This is a genomic window from Janthinobacterium sp. SUN033 (assembly GCF_030397595.1).
Classification (GTDB): domain Bacteria; phylum Pseudomonadota; class Gammaproteobacteria; order Burkholderiales; family Burkholderiaceae_D; genus Janthinobacterium; species Janthinobacterium kumbetense.
Genome location: NZ_JAPQNV010000002.1, coordinates 691,934 through 708,033, shown reverse-complemented (window position 1 = coordinate 708,033; position 16,100 = coordinate 691,934). Strand labels below are relative to the sequence as shown.

Annotated in this window: 16 protein-coding genes and 1 other RNA gene; 8 read left to right on the top strand and 9 right to left on the bottom strand. The window is 62.9% G+C overall.

All coding sequences use genetic code 11. The features are described from left to right. Positions 1–33: 33 nt before the first annotated feature. The 5 genes from OX460_RS11815 to groES all read right to left on the bottom strand — a co-directional run bounded on the left by OX460_RS11815 (position 34) and on the right by groES (position 5,056). Positions 34–1,608, bottom strand: a complete 1,575-nt coding sequence (locus tag OX460_RS11815) for an oligopeptide:H+ symporter (protein ID WP_077408069.1) — start codon at positions 1,606–1,608, stop codon at positions 34–36. Between the two features lie 82 nt (positions 1,609–1,690). Continuing rightward, positions 1,691–2,248 (bottom strand): GNAT family N-acetyltransferase, encoded by a 558-nt coding sequence (locus OX460_RS11810; RefSeq protein ID WP_251350638.1) that lies wholly within the window; start codon positions 2,246–2,248, stop codon positions 1,691–1,693. 93 nt (positions 2,249–2,341) lie between these two features. After that, positions 2,342–2,818 carry a hypothetical protein gene (locus OX460_RS11805; protein ID WP_251350640.1) on the bottom strand — a complete coding sequence of 159 codons (477 nt, stop codon included), beginning with the start codon at positions 2,816–2,818 and terminating at the stop codon, positions 2,342–2,344. A gap of 247 nt (positions 2,819–3,065) precedes the next feature. Continuing rightward, entirely contained in the window at positions 3,066–4,715 is a 1,650-nt protein-coding gene (gene groL / locus OX460_RS11800; protein ID WP_034786546.1) for a chaperonin GroEL, read from the bottom strand. Positions 4,716–4,765: 50 nt separating this feature from the next. Then, positions 4,766–5,056, bottom strand: coding sequence for a co-chaperone GroES (groES, locus tag OX460_RS11795; protein ID WP_010400979.1), 291 nt, complete (start codon positions 5,054–5,056; stop codon positions 4,766–4,768). A 536-nt stretch (positions 5,057–5,592) separates the two neighbouring features. Here groES and OX460_RS11790 point away from each other — a divergent pair. The 5 genes from OX460_RS11790 to OX460_RS11770 all read left to right on the top strand — a co-directional run bounded on the left by OX460_RS11790 (position 5,593) and on the right by OX460_RS11770 (position 7,845). Beyond that, a complete protein-coding gene (locus tag OX460_RS11790) occupies positions 5,593–6,339 on the top strand; it encodes a hypothetical protein (RefSeq protein WP_289898716.1) in 747 nt (248 codons plus the stop codon). A 129-nt stretch (positions 6,340–6,468) separates the two neighbouring features. Beyond that, positions 6,469–6,759 carry a DUF904 domain-containing protein gene (locus OX460_RS11785; protein ID WP_306558416.1) on the top strand — a complete coding sequence of 97 codons (291 nt, stop codon included), beginning with the start codon at positions 6,469–6,471 and terminating at the stop codon, positions 6,757–6,759. Further along, positions 6,759–7,070 carry a cell division protein ZapA gene (locus tag OX460_RS11780; RefSeq protein WP_034747344.1) on the top strand — a complete coding sequence of 104 codons (312 nt, stop codon included), beginning with the start codon at positions 6,759–6,761 and terminating at the stop codon, positions 7,068–7,070. The genes OX460_RS11785 and OX460_RS11780 overlap by 1 nt, the downstream gene beginning before the upstream one ends. 54 nt (positions 7,071–7,124) lie before the next feature. Continuing rightward, positions 7,125–7,302: non-coding RNA, 6S RNA (gene ssrS / locus OX460_RS11775), on the top strand. Positions 7,303–7,380: 78 nt separating this feature from the next. Then, complete coding sequence (locus OX460_RS11770) at positions 7,381–7,845, top strand: EVE domain-containing protein (RefSeq protein WP_099666763.1); 465 nt, start codon at positions 7,381–7,383, stop codon at positions 7,843–7,845. Position 7,846: 1 nt separating this feature from the next. Here the strand turns inward: OX460_RS11770 and OX460_RS11765 are convergent, their stop codons facing one another. The 3 genes from OX460_RS11765 to OX460_RS11755 form a co-directional block, all read right to left on the bottom strand. Next, positions 7,847–9,334 (bottom strand): diguanylate cyclase, encoded by a 1,488-nt coding sequence (locus OX460_RS11765; protein ID WP_289898715.1) that lies wholly within the window; start codon positions 9,332–9,334, stop codon positions 7,847–7,849. A 192-nt stretch (positions 9,335–9,526) separates the two neighbouring features. Beyond that, the gene (gene lgt / locus OX460_RS11760) at positions 9,527–10,357 is read right to left on the bottom strand and encodes a prolipoprotein diacylglyceryl transferase (RefSeq protein WP_289898714.1); all 831 of its coding nucleotides are present in this window, start codon (positions 10,355–10,357) and stop codon (positions 9,527–9,529) included. A gap of 79 nt (positions 10,358–10,436) precedes the next feature. Further along, complete coding sequence (locus OX460_RS11755; RefSeq protein WP_289898713.1) at positions 10,437–11,348, bottom strand: LysR family transcriptional regulator; 912 nt, start codon at positions 11,346–11,348, stop codon at positions 10,437–10,439. Between the two features lie 182 nt (positions 11,349–11,530). Here OX460_RS11755 and ilvD point away from each other — a divergent pair, with 182 nt between their 5' ends. Further along, on the top strand, positions 11,531–13,396 hold the full coding sequence (gene ilvD, locus OX460_RS11750) for a dihydroxy-acid dehydratase (protein ID WP_289898712.1): 1,866 nt from the start codon (positions 11,531–11,533) through the stop codon (positions 13,394–13,396). 345 nt (positions 13,397–13,741) lie between these two features. After that, positions 13,742–14,053 carry a c-type cytochrome gene (locus OX460_RS11745; protein WP_099666767.1) on the top strand — a complete coding sequence of 104 codons (312 nt, stop codon included), beginning with the start codon at positions 13,742–13,744 and terminating at the stop codon, positions 14,051–14,053. Between the two features lie 21 nt (positions 14,054–14,074). On the opposite strand, the gene OX460_RS11740 is transcribed toward OX460_RS11745, so the two are convergent. Further along, positions 14,075–15,082, bottom strand: coding sequence for an NAD-dependent epimerase/dehydratase family protein (locus OX460_RS11740; protein WP_251350651.1), 1,008 nt, complete (start codon positions 15,080–15,082; stop codon positions 14,075–14,077). Positions 15,083–15,173: 91 nt separating this feature from the next. On the opposite strand from OX460_RS11740, the gene OX460_RS11735 reads away from it, so the two are divergent. Further along, positions 15,174–16,076 carry a LysR family transcriptional regulator gene (locus tag OX460_RS11735; RefSeq protein WP_251350652.1) on the top strand — a complete coding sequence of 301 codons (903 nt, stop codon included), beginning with the start codon at positions 15,174–15,176 and terminating at the stop codon, positions 16,074–16,076. The last annotated feature ends 24 nt before the right edge of the window (positions 16,077–16,100 follow it).

Genomic DNA, 16,100 nt, shown 5'->3' with positions numbered 1-16,100 from the left:
TCGGGCGCCCTTTTGCGTTACATCAAACCGGCATCAGGCTTTCGCCGGGATGACCGCCTGGCGGTAGTTGTCCACCATCTTGTAGCGCTTTGCATACAGACCGAAGGCCAGCATGGCGACGGCGGCGAAGGCGGCGAAGAAGAACATCTGGAAGGCTGTCACGCTGATGCCGCTCTCGGCGATCTTGCCGATCACGCCTTCGTTCATGACGCTGCGGTTGACGATCAGCACCCACAGGTTGCCCACCGTGGTCGACAGGTTCCAGAAGCTCATGATGGCGCCCTTCATGGACACGGGCGCCTGGCTGTACGCGAACTCCAGGCCCGTGGCCGAGACCAGCACTTCGCCGAACGTCAGCAAGGCATACGGCAGGATCTGCCACATGATGGAGACGGCGTTGCCGCTGTCGAGGGCCAGCTGCAGCAGACCGATGACGATCCACGCCAGCGAGGAAAAGCCGATACCGGCCGTCATGCGGCGCAGGGCCGTCGCTTCCAGGCCGAAGCGGTTCAGCATCGGGTACAGCACCAGGTTGTTGAACGGGATCAGGAGCATCACCAGCATCGGGTTCAGCGCCTGCATCTGCGCCGGCAGGAACCAGCTTGGTTTTTCCATGGTGTTCGCCTGCACGATCCACGTCGAGGCCTTCTGGTCGAACAGCGAGAAGAACGGCGTGACGAGGGCGAAGATGACGAGGATGCGCAACACGGCGCGTACGCCTTCGACGGCTTCGTCAGGGTGGATGCCGCGTGCGCGTTCCAGCTGCATGGCCGTGCCGATGCTGCCGAAGGCCAGCAGCAATACCAGCGCGGTACACGCGGCAATCACGAAGCCCCATTCGGGAATGCTGTAGAACGCATACAGGGCGCCGATCACGCCGACGTAGGCCACATACAGGCCGGGACGCGAACCGCCGTCGACACGGGCCAGCAGGGCCGTGCGGGCCACGCGGGTGAACGAATCGGGATTCGGCGGCGCCGGCGGCACGTGCACGTATTTCTTGGCGCCCATCCAGAAGACGATGGTGGCGGCCAGCATCATCAGGCCGGGGATGCCGAAGGCGATCGACGGGCCGAAGTCGCGCAGGAACATCGGCATCAGCAGCGAAGCGAAGAAGGAGCCGAAGTTGATGATCCAGTAGAACAGGTCGAATACCAGCTTGGCCTTGTGCTTGTTGGTCTGGTCGAACTGGTCGCCGACAAACGATGCCACCAGCGGCTTGATGCCCCCGGAACCGAAGGCGATCAGGAACAGGCCGAAATAGAAGCCGTTGACGCTGTTTTCAAACAGGGCCAGGCAGGCATGGCCGGCGCAATACACGAGGCTGAGCCAGAAGATGGTGTTGTACTTGCCAAAGAAGCGGTCGGCCAGCCAGCCGCCCAGCAGCGGGAAGAAGTACACGCCGATGACGAAGGTGTGGAAGACGTGCTTGGCTTCGCCCGTGCGCTGGTCGATCGGGATCATCAGCAGCAAGGTGCTGATGAGGAATGGCGTCAGGATGTTGCGCATGCCATAGAAGCTGAAGCGTTCGCAGCCTTCGTTGGCGATGATGTACGGTATTTGCCGCGGCATTTTGCCCGTGGCGGTTTGTGTCTCGGCCGATGACATTGGCTCTCCCCCAAGTTTTTTTTGTAAGCCGCGATGCTAAGGCCTGCCGCGTTTGCTTGCAACAGAAAAAACGGCCTGTCCGCTATTTCGCAGAGATTTGTAAGGTATTGATTTTCATAAAGACATTACTTTCGGCACTTGCACGCGCCGGGCGGGGCAGCCACAGCTGCATTTGCAGCATGCCATCCGATGCGGGACAGTCTTCCAGGGTAAAACCGCAACCGAGGTACAGGGTCAATGCCGCGTGGTTGTCCTGCGCCACGGCCAGGCGCACGCGGCCCAGTTCGGGAATGGCGCAGGCATGGGTGATGGCGGCCTGCACCAGTTGCCGTCCCGCGCCGCGTCCGCGCGCCTGCGGCGCCACGTACACGCCCCACAGGCTGGCCTTGTCATGCACGACGGCAATCGGTTCGCGGCGCAGGCCGGCCAGCGCGATCAATTGTTCCTCGTCGAAAGCGCCAAATATTATTTGGTTGGAAGTGGCGCGCAAGCGCTGGGCTATCTGTGCCAGCGGCAAGCCGCTTTCCGCCGCATGCGTGGTGCAGAAGGCGGCGGGCAGTTCGGCGATGCCGGCCAGGCGCAGCGCGCGGTAGGCGGCAACGTCGTCTGGCGCGAGGGGACGGACAGTGATGGCTGGCATGTGGGCGAGTATCGGGCTTCGATGCCAGAAAGTAAAGCTTGCGCTGCAAGGCAAGCGTCCCTGGCCATCGCGCCCGCAGCCGGCGCAGGGGCGTTATTGCGTGGCGACGCGCTGCATGGGCGCATTGTCCTTGCGCCATTGTTCCAGGCTGATCAGCTCAGCGCTGACGATGTCGTCGACGAGGATGCGCTTGCCGTCGGGCGAAACGACGAAACTCTCCCACCGGTGCGCCGCATCGGGCGTGCTTTCGAAAAAGCTCAGCTGATAACAGGCGACGCCATCGACGAGGCGCGTCTCGGGCGACGTTTCCATCACGGCGCCATGGGCGCGGCCGCCCGATGCCTTTTCGATATGCGCTGACCAGGCCTTGATTTCCGGCAAAGCCATCAAGGCATCGATGGCGCGCGCGTTCTGCTCCGGCGCCGCCGTCTGGCTGCTCGCGGCGGGGGCATTGTCTGCCTGCGGCGCGGATTGCTGGTGCAGGTAGAACGCGCCGAGCCCGGCGGCCAGCAAGCCGGCCAGGATGCCGGCGATGATGGTGGTTTTGGAAGAGGAGGCGCGTGGCGGCATGATGGTGAGCGTGAGAAAGAGGGACGATGGCGGCCATGCTAAAGCAAAACGCGCAGGCCGGCAATCGCCGGGCTTGCCATACGGGTTTGCGAAACGGGTTTGCCAAATCACCAGGCGAAAAAAAGCCACCTTCCGTAGAAGGTGGCTTTCGGGGCCGCCGGGAGGCGCTGGCAGCTTTTGGTCTGCCAGCCCTGTCCCTGCGTATGCGGCCAGTCGCGCCGTCGCCTGCGCGACTGGCCGCCGGACATTACATCATGCCGTCCATGCCGCCCATGCCGCCCATACCACCCATGCCGCCGCCCATGCCGCCGCCTGCTTTGTCGTCAGCGATTTCGCAGACCATGCAGTCGGTCGTCAGCATCAGCGAAGCGATCGAAGCGGCGTTTTGCAGCGCCGAACGGGTCACTTTGGCTGGGTCCAGGACGCCCATTTCAACCATGTCGCCATATGTGCCGTTGGCAGCGTTGTAGCCGTAGTTGCCCGAGCCAGCCAGTACGGCTGCCACGACGACCGAAGCTTCTTCGCCAGCGTTTTGCACGATCATGCGCAGTGGCTCTTCCATTGCGCGCAGGACGATCTTGATACCAGCGTCTTGATCAGGATTGTCGCCCTTGACCGTGATGTTGGCGCGTGCGCGCAGCAGGGCTACGCCGCCGCCAGGCACGATGCCTTCTTCCACGGCAGCGCGGGTTGCGTGCAGTGCATCTTCAACGCGGGCTTTTTTCTCTTTCATTTCGACTTCGGTGGCTGCGCCAACCTTGATCACGGCAACGCCGCCAGCCAGTTTGGCGACGCGCTCTTGCAGTTTTTCACGGTCGTAGTCCGAGGTCGCTTCTTCGATCTGTACGCGCACTTGTTTTACGCGTGCTTCGATCGAGGCAGCTTCGCCGGCGCCATCGATAACGATGGTGTTTTCCTTGCCCACTTCGATGCGTTTCGCTTGGCCCAGTTCGGCCAGGGTCACTTTTTCCAGGGTCAGGCCGACTTCTTCAGCGATCACTTGGCCGCCGGTCAGGACAGCGATGTCTTCCAGCATGGCTTTGCGGCGGTCGCCGAAGCCAGGGGCTTTCACTGCGCAGGTTTTCAGGATGCCGCGGATGTTGTTCACAACCAGGGTCGCCAGCGCTTCGCCTTCGATGTCTTCCGCGATGATCAGCAGTGGACGGCCAGCTTTTGCGACTTGTTCCAGTACCGGCAGCAGGTCACGGATGTTCGAGATTTTCTTGTCGCACAGCAGGACGAATGGGCTGTCCAGTACGGCAACTTGTTTCTCTGGGTTGTTGATGAAGTATGGCGACAGGTAGCCGCGGTCGAACTGCATGCCTTCAACGATGTCCAGCTCGTCGTTCAGCGACTTGCCGTCTTCTACGGTGATGACGCCTTCTTTGCCGACTTTTTCCATCGCTTCAGCGATACGCTCGCCGATCGAGTAGTCCGAGTTCGCCGAGATCGCGCCAACCTGGGCGATTTCCTTGGTCGTGGTGCAAGGACGGGCGATTTTCGCCAGTTCTTCGACGGTGGCTGCAACAGCCTTGTCGATACCGCGCTTCAGGTCCATCGGGTTCATGCCGGCGGCAACGAACTTCATGCCTTCGCGCACGATGGCTTGTGCCAGCACGGTAGCGGTGGTGGTGCCGTCGCCGGCGTTGTCGCTGGTGCGGGAAGCAACTTCCTTGACCATTTGTGCGCCCATGTTCATGAGCTTGTCTTTGAGTTCAACTTCTTTCGCTACCGACACACCATCCTTGGTGACGGTAGGGGCGCCGAACGAGCGCTCCAGGACCACGTTGCGGCCTTTCGGGCCCAGCGTTACTTTGACTGCGTTGGCGAGGATGTTGACGCCTTCGACCATCTTGGCGCGCGCTGCGTCGCCGAATACTACTTCTTTAGCTGCCATGTTCAATTCTCCTGAGTTTCGGGATGTATCTGTCTACAACGTGGAAACAATTACTTGACGACGATCGCCATGATGTCTTCTTCGCGCATGACCAGCAGCTCATCGCCGTCAACTTTGACGGTTTGGCCGGCGTACTTGCCGAACAGGACGCGGTCGCCCACTTTGACATCCAGAGGACGGACTTTGCCGTCGTCGAGAATCTTGCCATTGCCTACGGCAAGGACTTCGCCTTGATCCGGTTTTTCAGCAGCTGCATCAGGAATGATGAGGCCGGACGCAGTTTTGGTTTCCTGGTCGAGGCGTTTGACGATGACGCGATCGTTCAATGGGCGCAGATTCATACAAAACTCCTTAAAGTTCAATGGATAAGTGTTGCTAAATGAATACATGCCTGGCGCAGCGCCAGGCCTGCTTTCAGTGACCGCCGTTGAAAGCAGCCCGCAACGGTCAAGCAAACCCCATGGCATCGAGTGCGTGCCGGCGCTGGGCAGTGGTGGCATCGCGGCGTCGCCCGCCGCGTAGCGTTCCCTGCTGTTGTCCGGCATGCACCATCATGTCCTGAGGATTGCTACGAAAGAGTTTGTTAGCACTCTCTACTAACGAGTGCTAATTATAGGGACGCTAAGGGTCAACTTCAAGGGCTTATTCAAGGGGAACATATAGATAGATGCTGAGCAGAGCCTGCATCTACACAGGGTTTGCGCCAGCACAAGCCTCGTTCCCGGGCGTCAGCAACAGGCGCGACTCTAGCATGTCGTTCGGAGAGGGGGTGTTCCTGTATGCACAGGAAACAGAGTTTGACTATGAAATTTGATAAGATGATTGCAATTGCATATCAATATCGCCACATATCACCGCTCGCGCCAGAAAGAACACCATGCCATTCCCGCTTTCCCGTCCCGCCCTGCGCCTGCTGGGCGTCACCGTCATCGGCCTCACCTGCCTGGGCAATGCCGCCGCGCAAACGCCCACCATCGTCGATGAAATCACCGTGGCGGCCCTGACCCCGCTGGAAAAGAACATGCTGCTCAATGACTTGTTCAACGACTTGAACAAGGATGACGACGACCAAGAGGCCCATGTGTGGGATAACGGCGGCGACCGCGGCGTGCTGGTGAAAGTCACGTATAACTTCAGCAACTCCGGCATGACGGAGCACAGCCTGAAGGCGCACGTCTGCCGCGACCTGAAATTCGTCGTCACGGCGGCCGGCAAGTCGCAGGACCTGAGCCGCCGCACCTGTTCGCAAAACAGCGGCAACTGGGATGTGCAGGGCAAGGATCCGGCGCCCGTCGTGTATCCGCCATTCCTGTCCGACGTGACCATCGCCAAGCTGAATGCGAAGGAACAGAAAGCCTTGCTGACGGCTGCCGTGCGCACCTTGAAGGATGAAGAGGATGGCAAGACGCGCCAGTGGAGCAACAAGGGCCTGGGCAATGCGGTGCCGCTGGCAGTGCGCCTGACGCCCTCGGGAACGGACGCCAAACCTGGCAGCTACCGCAGTACTTGCCGCGACTTGACGATGGTGCTTGACGGCAAGGGTGGACAACAGACGCTGACGCGCCGCTCTTGCGAAAACCGCTATGGCGGACTGGATATCGAACCCGATTACGTCGACGAGTAAAACGCCGCCATCGCGGCGCTGGCGGATGCGTGCAGATGGCGAAAAGCGCCGGAAAAAGCGTGTATTGTCCGCCAACTGCCCTGCATTGATGTAAATATGTGTGACAGCGGCGTGATTCGATTGACGCCCATGGAGCGTCCGCCCTATAGTGGCGGGATGATTTCCGAATTCAACGAATTATCCGACAAAATAGGCCTGCTGGCCGAAATGACCCATGCGCTGCGCCGTGAAAACGCGCAATTGCGCAAGGACAATGCCGCGCTGGCCGCCGACAACGCCCTGTACGTGCAACGCATGCGCGAGGCGCAGGAGCGGGTGGAAGCGTTGCTGGAAAAAATTCCCGAACTGGTGCAAGCTGGCCTGGAGCAAGCCGCTTCGGAAGCGGGCGCCTATATTGCCGAGAACGAGAAGGAAGCGTAATGCCGCGTGTCGATGTCAATATCATGGGCCAGTCCTACAGCATGGTGTGCCGCGACGGCGAAGAGCGCGCGCTGCGCGAAGCGGCGATCTATCTCGATAGCAAAATGAAAGCCATCCGCGACGCGGGCAAGGTCAAGGGCAACGACCGCATCGCCGTGCTGGCCGCCCTGGGCGTGGCTGCGGAATTCCTGTCCGTGAAGTCGCCGCAAGGTCCGCTGTCGGAATTGACGATACTGGAAGTGAAGCAGAAAATCTCGGCCATGCACACGGTCCTGGATAGTGCTCTGACGCCCCAGGAAAACCTTTTTTAAGCGCGTACGCGACGATTTGTCTTTGCGATGCGCGATCAAAGGAGTAAACTTGGGTCTACCCTGCGGTGTTCGCGATTGCCATATATTCCTTGAACCATTTATGCGCATCGGTTGCGAATTTTGTTTGATGGGAGTGAGCGTCGCTCGTTCGACGAACCCGAAATTGAACTAACGTGACCACCTTGAACCGTTTGGTTCGGGATGCCGGCATAGCGGCACAGGCGGGGCCCAATTTGCAGTACCAAGAAAACGGTTGCAGCATCATGCTCAGCCGTTTTTTTACGCCTGTTGCTTTTGATAGGGAGTGAACATGAAACAATACTGGCTGATGAAATCCGAACCCGATGAAGTGAGCATCGACGACCTGATGGCCGCGCCGCAGCACACCATGCCGTGGTTTGGCGTGCGCAACTACCAGGCGCGCAACTTCATGCGCGATGGCATGCAGCCGGGCGATGGCGTGCTGTTCTACCATTCCAGCTGTCCGCAGCCGGGCGTGGCGGGCGTGGCCGAAGTGGCCAGCGGCGCGTATCCCGATCACAGCCAGTTTGAAGCGGGCGGCAAATATTTCGATGCCAAGGCGACGCCGGAACAGCCGCGCTGGATCAGCGTCGACGTGCGCGGCCTGAAGAAGACGGCGCTGCTGCCCCTGTCCGAGATGCGCCAGATGCCGGAGCTGGAAGACATGCTGCTGCTGAAGAAGGGCAGCCGGCTGTCGATCACGCCCGTGACGCCGGCGCAATGGAAAGTCATTACCGGCAAGCTGAAAGCCTAGTTTAGGCCTGGACTTCGACCCGGTTGCGGCCATTTTGCTTGGCCCGGTACAGGGCCTGGTCGGCGGCGGCCAGCAATGCTTCCGGCGTTTGTCCTGCGTCACTCAAGGCCAGGCCGATGCTGGCCGTGACCAGGCCGCCGCGCGACGGCGCGTGGGCGATGGCGGCCGCGGCGATCGCTTCCTGCATCTTCTGCGCCACCGCCAGGGCGCCCGCGCCATCGGTGGCGGGCAGGATGGCGGCAAACTCTTCGCCGCCGAAGCGGGCCGCCAGGTCGCTGGCGCGCGGCAGCGCGGAATGCAGGGCCGCCGCAATCTGCACCAGGCACGCGTCGCCATACGGGTGGCCGAAGGTATCGTTGAGGCTTTTGAAGAAATCGATATCGATGATCAGCAGCGCCAGCGCTTGCTGGTTGCGCGCGGCCCGTTGCCACTCCAGCTGCAGGGTCTGGTCGAAGCAGCGCCGGTTGGCGATGCCCGTCAAGCCATCCGTCAGCGACAGCTTTTCCAGCTTGTCATGCGCCGCGCGCAAGGCCAGTTCGCTTTGCATGTAGCGGCTTTGCAGGGTGGCCGAGCGCAGCGCGTGCACCGTCAGCGCGACAAACAGGGCGCTGGCCGCCAGGTAGAAATGCTCGCGCAGCACGACGAAGCCCAGTCCCAGCAGGGCTGCCGTGAAGAAGATGGGGCTGAAGTTGTCAATCAGCAAGGTCAACGGCCGCGGCGGCCGCGCCTCTTCCTCGCCCGGCGGCACGCGCATGGCCAGCACCGCCAGCAGCAGGAAAGGCATGCTGGGCAGTATCTCGCTGGGACCGGATTCGGCCAGCGCGTGCAGGGTCAGGTAATTATAGGCGCCCGCGCAGGCGGCGTAGCACCACAGGAACACACTCAGCAGAAGGTAGAAGCGCCCTTGTGCGCCATCGCGGCGGTGCGCCAGCAGGCGCAGCGAGGCGCAACAGGCCAGGACGAGGTTTTCCACGTTGTACGTCGTCACCAGCAGGCTGGCGGGTATCGGCGCGATCGAGCGCTGGTCGAAGGGCGAGACGGAAAAGATGGCCGTGTAGGTCAGGTAGGCCGCCAGCAGCACTTGCACGGCGTCCAGCCATTGCAGGGTGCGCGAAGGGTGGCGGTCGCTGACGGAGGAAATGGCCAGCAGCAAGGGCGCGCCATACATGAAATAGGCAAAATCGGAGAAATACGTCGTGTCGGACGCCACGTGGCCGCTCAGGTCTTGCCAGGCGGAAAGGGCCATGCCCACGCTCCAGAACAGCATGGCGGCCGCAAACAGGCCCCAGCCCGTGCGCACGACGCCGGGTGCGCTCAGGCTGGCGTTGCGGCAGCAGGCGGCCAGCGCCAGCAGTGGCGCCGTCACGCCGAACAGGTAGCTCACGGCGGGGCCGCGCGTCCCGGCCCAGGCCGTCAAGGCCAGCTGCGCCAGCACGTAGCCGCCCGCCAGCGCCAGCCAGAATGTCGTGGTCTTCCTCGCATACTGCATGGATGGGACTCCCCGCTCGAATTGCCAACACAGCATGATTGCATGCCCTGCTCTTGCTGCAGGGTAAAGCGATCATTGCGCTATCGCAAGCGAAGATTCATTCCGCAAGGAAATTGTGCTGCTTTGAGGGAAAGGTTGCCGGGGGAGGGGGATGGCGCGCCTGCCTGGCGCGCCATCGGGGGAACAGCGGTTTTACGTGTTTGCGGGGCGGGCCTTGGTGGGCGGCGTGCCCATCACCTGGCTTTGATACGCCCACACCAGCAGCGCGATGGCGCCGACGATCATCGGCAGGGACAGCATCTGGCCCGAGGTGATCGGCACGCCCAGCCACACGACTTCCCAGTCCGGCGTGCGGAAGTATTCCGTGAAGAAGCGCGCGCAGCCGTACAGCAGGGTGAACATGGCGCCGACGGCCATGCGCGGGCGCTGCTTGCGCGCATACAGCCACAGGATGATGAACACCAGGATGCCGTCGACCAGCATCTGGTAGATCGGCGACGGGTGCACGGGATACGGGATGCCCGGCCATTGCATGGCCCATGGCAGGGTGTCCGGGGCGATGCGGCCCGGCAGTTCGGCATTGATGAAGTTGCCCAGGCGGCCGGCCGCGTAGCCGAGCGGCACCAGCGGCGCGATGAAGTCGAGCACGTCGAACAGGTTCCGGCCCGCCTTGCGGCTCCACAGGTACATGGCCAGGATAACGCCGAGGAAGCCGCCGTGGAAGGACATGCCGCCATGCCACACCATGAAGATCTCGAGCGGATTGTGCAGGAAGTATTCGGGGCGGTAGAACAGCACTTCGCCCAGGCGACCGCCGATCACCACGCCCAGCATGCCGTAGAACAGCATGTCGTCGAGGTCTTCCTTCTTCCAGCCCAGCACGGCGATATGCGGCTGCTTGATGCGCACGCGGCCCAGGATAATGAACAGGGCGAAGGCCAGCACATACATCAGGCCGTACCAGTGCACGGCGAGCGGGCCGATCTGGATGGCTATCGGGTCGGGCATCGGGTGTATCAGCATGGGGTTTCTTTCTTTGTTTAAAGCTAAGGTTGCGTAGTATGGGGGCGCTTGCGTTTTTTTGCCTTAGCGGCCACTTAATTTAACTGGCAGTACCGCCGATCTGCTTGCGCAGCAGCGCCAGGAAACCTTGCAGCACGGCGGACGGATTGTCGCGGCGCCAGGCCAGGCCCGTTTCCACCAGCGGCGTGGCGTCCTGCAGCGGCCTGTATTCTACGCCCGGGCGCATCAGATTCGATACCGATTGTGGCACAAGCGCGATGCCCATGCCAGCCGAGACGAGGCTGACGATGGTTTGCATCTGGATCGCTTCCTGGCCGATCTGCGGCGTGATGCCGGCCGCGCGGAACACGCCGAGGATGGCGTCGTGCAGGGCCGGCGAGATCGCGCGCGGGAAAATGATCAAGGGCAGGGGCGGCACGTCGCGCAGGCGCACGGGTCCCGGCGTGTTCAAGATGTCGAGGCCGGACGGCGCGGCCAGCACCAGCGGTTCGGCCAGCACGGGCAGGTAATCGAGTTCCCCCTTCGCCTTCTCGGGCAGGGGCGGGATCAACAGGCCCGCATCCGTGCGCCCGGCCAGCAATTCGTCCAGCTGCAGGTCGGACGTGGCCTCCTGCAACTGGATCTGTACTTGCGGATAAGCCGTCTGATACGCGCGCAGCAGCGGCGGCAGCACGCTGTAGTCGGCCGAGGAAACAAACGCCAGGCTCAGGCGCCCCGCCTCGCCCTGCGCGGCCCGTTGCACCAGCGCGGGCAAGTCTTGCGCCTGCGCCAGCAGCCGGCGCGCCTCGGGCAGCAGGGCCGTGCCGGCCGGCGTCAGCTGCACTTCGCGGCGCGTGCGCACGAACAGAGGCGCGCCCAGCAAGTCTTCCAGGGCCATGATGGTTTGCGACAGGGGCGGCTGCGTCATGTGCAGGCGCGCGGCGGCGCGGCCGAAGTGCAATTCCTCGGCCACGGTGACGAAATAGCGAAGTTGTCGTAGTTCAAGATTCATATGCATTTCCATGCTGATGGGATGCTGTGATACATAAAACGACTCACAGACACGTGCATCATATATTTGACAGTGGGACGCGCGCAAGGCAATCTGACGTACCCCCACTGCATGCAGGGTTTTACTGCGAATTTTTCTGTAAGCCCGCACAGTCAGGCACCAACACTTTTGGAAGGTCCATCATGCCGCAATACCGCTCCCGCACCACCACCCACGGCCGCAACATGGCTGGCGCCCGCGCCCTGTGGCGCGCCACAGGCATGAAGGATGGCGACTTCGACAAGCCGATCATCGCTGTGGTCAACTCGTTTACCCAGTTCGTACCCGGCCACGTGCACCTGAAAGACCTGGGCCAGATGGTGGCGCGCGAGATCGAAGCGGCCGGCGGCGTGGCCAAGGAATTCAACACCATCGCCGTCGATGACGGCATCGCCATGGGCCACGGCGGCATGCTGTATTCGCTGCCGTCGCGCGACCTGATCGCCGACTCCGTCGAATACATGGTCAACGCCCACTGCGCCGACGCCATGGTCTGCATCTCGAACTGCGACAAGATCACGCCGGGCATGCTGATGGCCGCCATGCGCATCAATATCCCCGTCGTGTTTATTTCCGGCGGGCCGATGGAAGCGGGCAAGGTCGTCAAGGTGGTCAACGGCACGCAGAAGATCATCAAGCTGGACCTGGTCGACGCCATGATCAAGGCGGGCGACAGCACGGTGTCCGACGCCGACGTGGCGGAAATCGAGCGCTCGGCCTGTCCGACCTGCGGTTCCTGCTCCGGCATGTTTACGGCCAACTCGATGAATTGCCTGACCGAGGCGCTGGGCCTGGCCCTGCCCGGCAACGGCACCATCCTGGCCACGCACTCGGACCGTCAGCAACTGTTCCTGCGTGCGGGCCGCCTGATCGTCGAACTGGCCAAGCGCCACTACGAGCAGGACGATTACAGCGTGCTGCCACGCTCGATCGCCACCAAGGCCGCGTTTGAAAACGCCATGGCGCTCGACGTTTCCATGGGCGGCTCGACGAATACCGTGCTGCACCTGCTGGCCGCCGCGCACGAGGCGGAAGTGGCATTCACGATGGCCGACATCGACCGCATTTCGCGCAAGGTGCCATGCCTGTGCAAGGTGGCGCCGATGACGGACAAATACCATATCGAAGACGTGCACCGCGCGGGCGGCATCGTGGGCATCCTGGGCGAACTGGCGCGCGCCGGCCTGCTCAACACGACCCTGCCGACGATCCACGCGCCGACCCTGGCCGACGCCATCGCGCAAAACGACATCATGTGCACGGACAATCCGGCCGTGCATGAACTGTTCCGCGCCGCGCCGGGCGGCGTGCCGACGCAGACGGCGTTCTCGCAGTCGGAGCGCTTCGCTGCCGTCGATACGGACCGCAGCACGGGCTGCATCCGCGACAAGGCTCACGCTTACTCGCAGGATGGCGGCCTGGCCGTCTTGTACGGCAACCTGGCGGAAAAGGGCTGCATCGTCAAGACGGCGGGCGTCGATGAAAGCATTTTGAAATTCTCGGGCAAGGCGCGCGTGTTCGAAAGCCAGGACGCGGCCGTCGCAGCCATCCTGGAAGACACCGTGCATGAGGGCGACGTCGTCATCATCCGCTATGAAGGCCCGAAAGGCGGCCCCGGCATGCAGGAAATGCTGTACCCGACCTCCTACATCAAGTCCAAGGGCCTGGGCAAGGCGTGCGCGTTGTTCACGGACGGGCGCTTCTCGGGCGGCTCCTCGGGCCTGGTGATCGGCCACGCCTCGCCGGAAGCGGCCGAAGGCGGCGCCATCGGCCTGGTGGAAGAGGGCGACTTCATCGATATCGACATCCCCGAGCGCACGATCAACCTGCGCGTGACGGATGCCGAACTGGCCGCGCGCCGCGCCGCCATGGAAGCGAAGGGCGATGCGGCATGGCTGCCCGTCAACCGCGACCGCTACGTGTCGCAGGCGCTGCAGGCGTATGCGGCGCTGACGACGTCGGCCGACCGGGGCGCCGTGCGCGACCTCTCCCAACTGAAGAAGCGCTGACCACACCAGGCAAAACCTACTGCGCGTCGCGATTTGCGGCCTGCGATGCTCACTGTGCATCCGCACAGCTGCGCTTCTCAGCCACAACTCGCTGCCGCTCGCTACGGTTTTGCCAGGTGTTGAATACTGTTGCGCAGGTAAGACAGCCGGCCCCGATCTGCTGCGCGGGGCCGGCTGTCGTTACATCGCCTTACAAACAACATGGTCATGGGCGCGCAGATGGGGCAGAATATGACTGCCTCCCGTCTACATTGCGTTACTACATTGAAACGCTTGATCTGGGCTCGTGGTGCATCTGCGGAAACACAGTAAAATGCCGCAGGAAGTAACTTTGGAGAAAAGACAATGAAACGTTTTATGTTGGTGAGTGTATTGACCGTATCGGCTCTGGCATCGCAAGCAGCGTTGGCCAATCCGGACCTGGCGAAAGCAAAAAACTGCATGGCGTGCCACGCGGTGAGCACGAAACTGGTGGGCCCTGCGTTCAAGGACGTGGCAGCCAAGTACGCTGGCCAGAAAGACGCGGAAGCCAAGCTCGTGGCGAAAGTCATGAAGGGCGGTTCCGGCACCTGGGGCGCGATCCCGATGCCAGCGAACCCGCAAGTGAGCGATGCTGAAGCCCACACCCTGGTCAAATGGGTACTGGCACAGAAATAATCTGTGCCGCAGTACCTGCAGTCAGCGCGCCGGCAATCCCGGCGCATTTTTTTTGCCTGCCGCCTTCAGATTGCCCATGCCCTCCAGTGTCGCCCGCACCGCCTCGTCGAGCGGCGTATGCGCTTCCTGGCCCAGCACGGCCAGCAGCCGCGCATTGTCCATGGACAGGGGCGTTTGCCACAGATAGCGCATCTCGCGCATTTCGCGCAGGGTCGCCACGAACGGTGACGCCAGCGCCACCAGCCACCACGGAAAACGCCGGATGACAGGTGGCGCGCCGGTCGCCTGTTCCACCGCGCGGGCAATCGCGCCCGTCATTTGCCGGCCGTCGTGGTCCCAGTGGCCGGCCATGTGAAAGCGCGCAAAGGCGGGCAAGGTAGCGCGCATGGCCAGCAATCGCACCATCGTGCGCGCCACGTCGGGCAGGTAGGACCACTGGTGGCCCACGCCGGGCGCGCCCGGATACAGGATGCTGCGCACGCTCTGGCCCGGTTTCACCAGCCCCTGCGAAAACCAGTTATTGCCGGCGCGGGGGCCGAAGAAGTCGCCCGCGCGCACGATCAGCACCCTGGCGCCCTGGGTGCTGGCCCATTCCAGCCGTGCTTCCAGCGCCACGCGGATGGCGCCCTTGCGCGTGAGCGGGCGCTGCTGCGCGTCTTCTGTCAATACAGGAAAGGCGTCGGGGCCGAAGTTGTACACGGTGCCAGGCAGCACGATGGTGGCGTTTTCGGCAATCGCCGCGGCGATGGTGTTGTCCAGCATGGGCAGCACCAGCCGGCCCCAGTGGCGGTAGCCGGGCGGGTTGACGGCGTGCACGATGACGGCGCAGCCTTTCGCGGCCGCCAGCACGTCCGCGCGCGACAGCGCATCGCCGCGCAGCCATTCGACGTGATCGCCGCGTGGCGACGGCGTCTCGCCCCGCGTCAGGGCGCGTACCCGCCAGCCCGCCGCCAGGAGCTGGCGCACCATCTCGCCGCCGATGCCGCCCGTGGCGCCCAGTACCAATGCCGTGTTTTTCGTGTTGTCCATCCTGACCTCCGTGTGGTTGATGGAGCCAGTATCTGCCGCGCAAGGTTAATTGGGAATTGACGAGCATCGAGCACAGGCTATACATTTATGTATGACCAATTCGATTGCCTGGGAATACTATCGTTCGCTGCTGGCCGTGCTGAAGCACGGCTCCCTGTCCGGCGCGGCCCGCGCGCTGGGCATCACGCAACCCACCGTCGGCCGGCATATCGCCGCGCTGGAACAGGCGCTGGGCGCGACCCTGTTTACGCGCTCCCAGCTGGGCTTGCTTCCTACGGAAGTGGCGCTGGCGTTGCGGCCCCATGCGGAAACCATGGAGCACACGGCCGCCCTGATGGAGCGCGCCGCCAGCAGCCAGGGGCAGGGCGTGGCCGGCGTCGTGCGCATCGCGGCCAGCGAAGTGGTGGGCGTGGAAGTGCTGCCGACTATCCTGGCCCGCCTGCGCGCGCGCCATCCGGGCTTGATCATTGAATTGGTATTGAGCAACAAGGTGCAGGATTTGCTGCGCCGGGAAGCGGACATCGCCGTGCGCATGCTGCGTCCACGCCAGGAGCAGCTGGTGGCGCGCAAGGTGGGCGATATCGAACTGGGCCTGCACGCGCATGCGGATTACCTGGCGCGGCACGGCATGCCGCTGGCACTGGCCGATCTGGCGCGCCATGCCGTCATCGGCTACGACGAAGCGAGCCCCTTCGTACGCAACGCGGGCGCCGCCTTCCAGGGATTTTCGCGGGAAAACTTTGCCTGGCGCAGCGACAGCGACCTGGCGCAACTGGCCCTGATCCGCGCGGGCGCGGGCATCGGCGTGTGCCAGGCGGGGCTGGCGGCGCGCGATCCGGCCCTGCGGCGCGTGTTGCCGCAGGCGTTTGCGCTGCCCATGGAAACGTGGGTCACCATGCATGAAGACTTGCGCGGCAGCCTGCGCTGCCGCGCCACCTTCGACGCGCTGGCCGAAGGATTACTGGCTTATGTGGCCGGACAGCAAGAACCGTAGCGAGCGGATGTGAGTTGTGGCTGA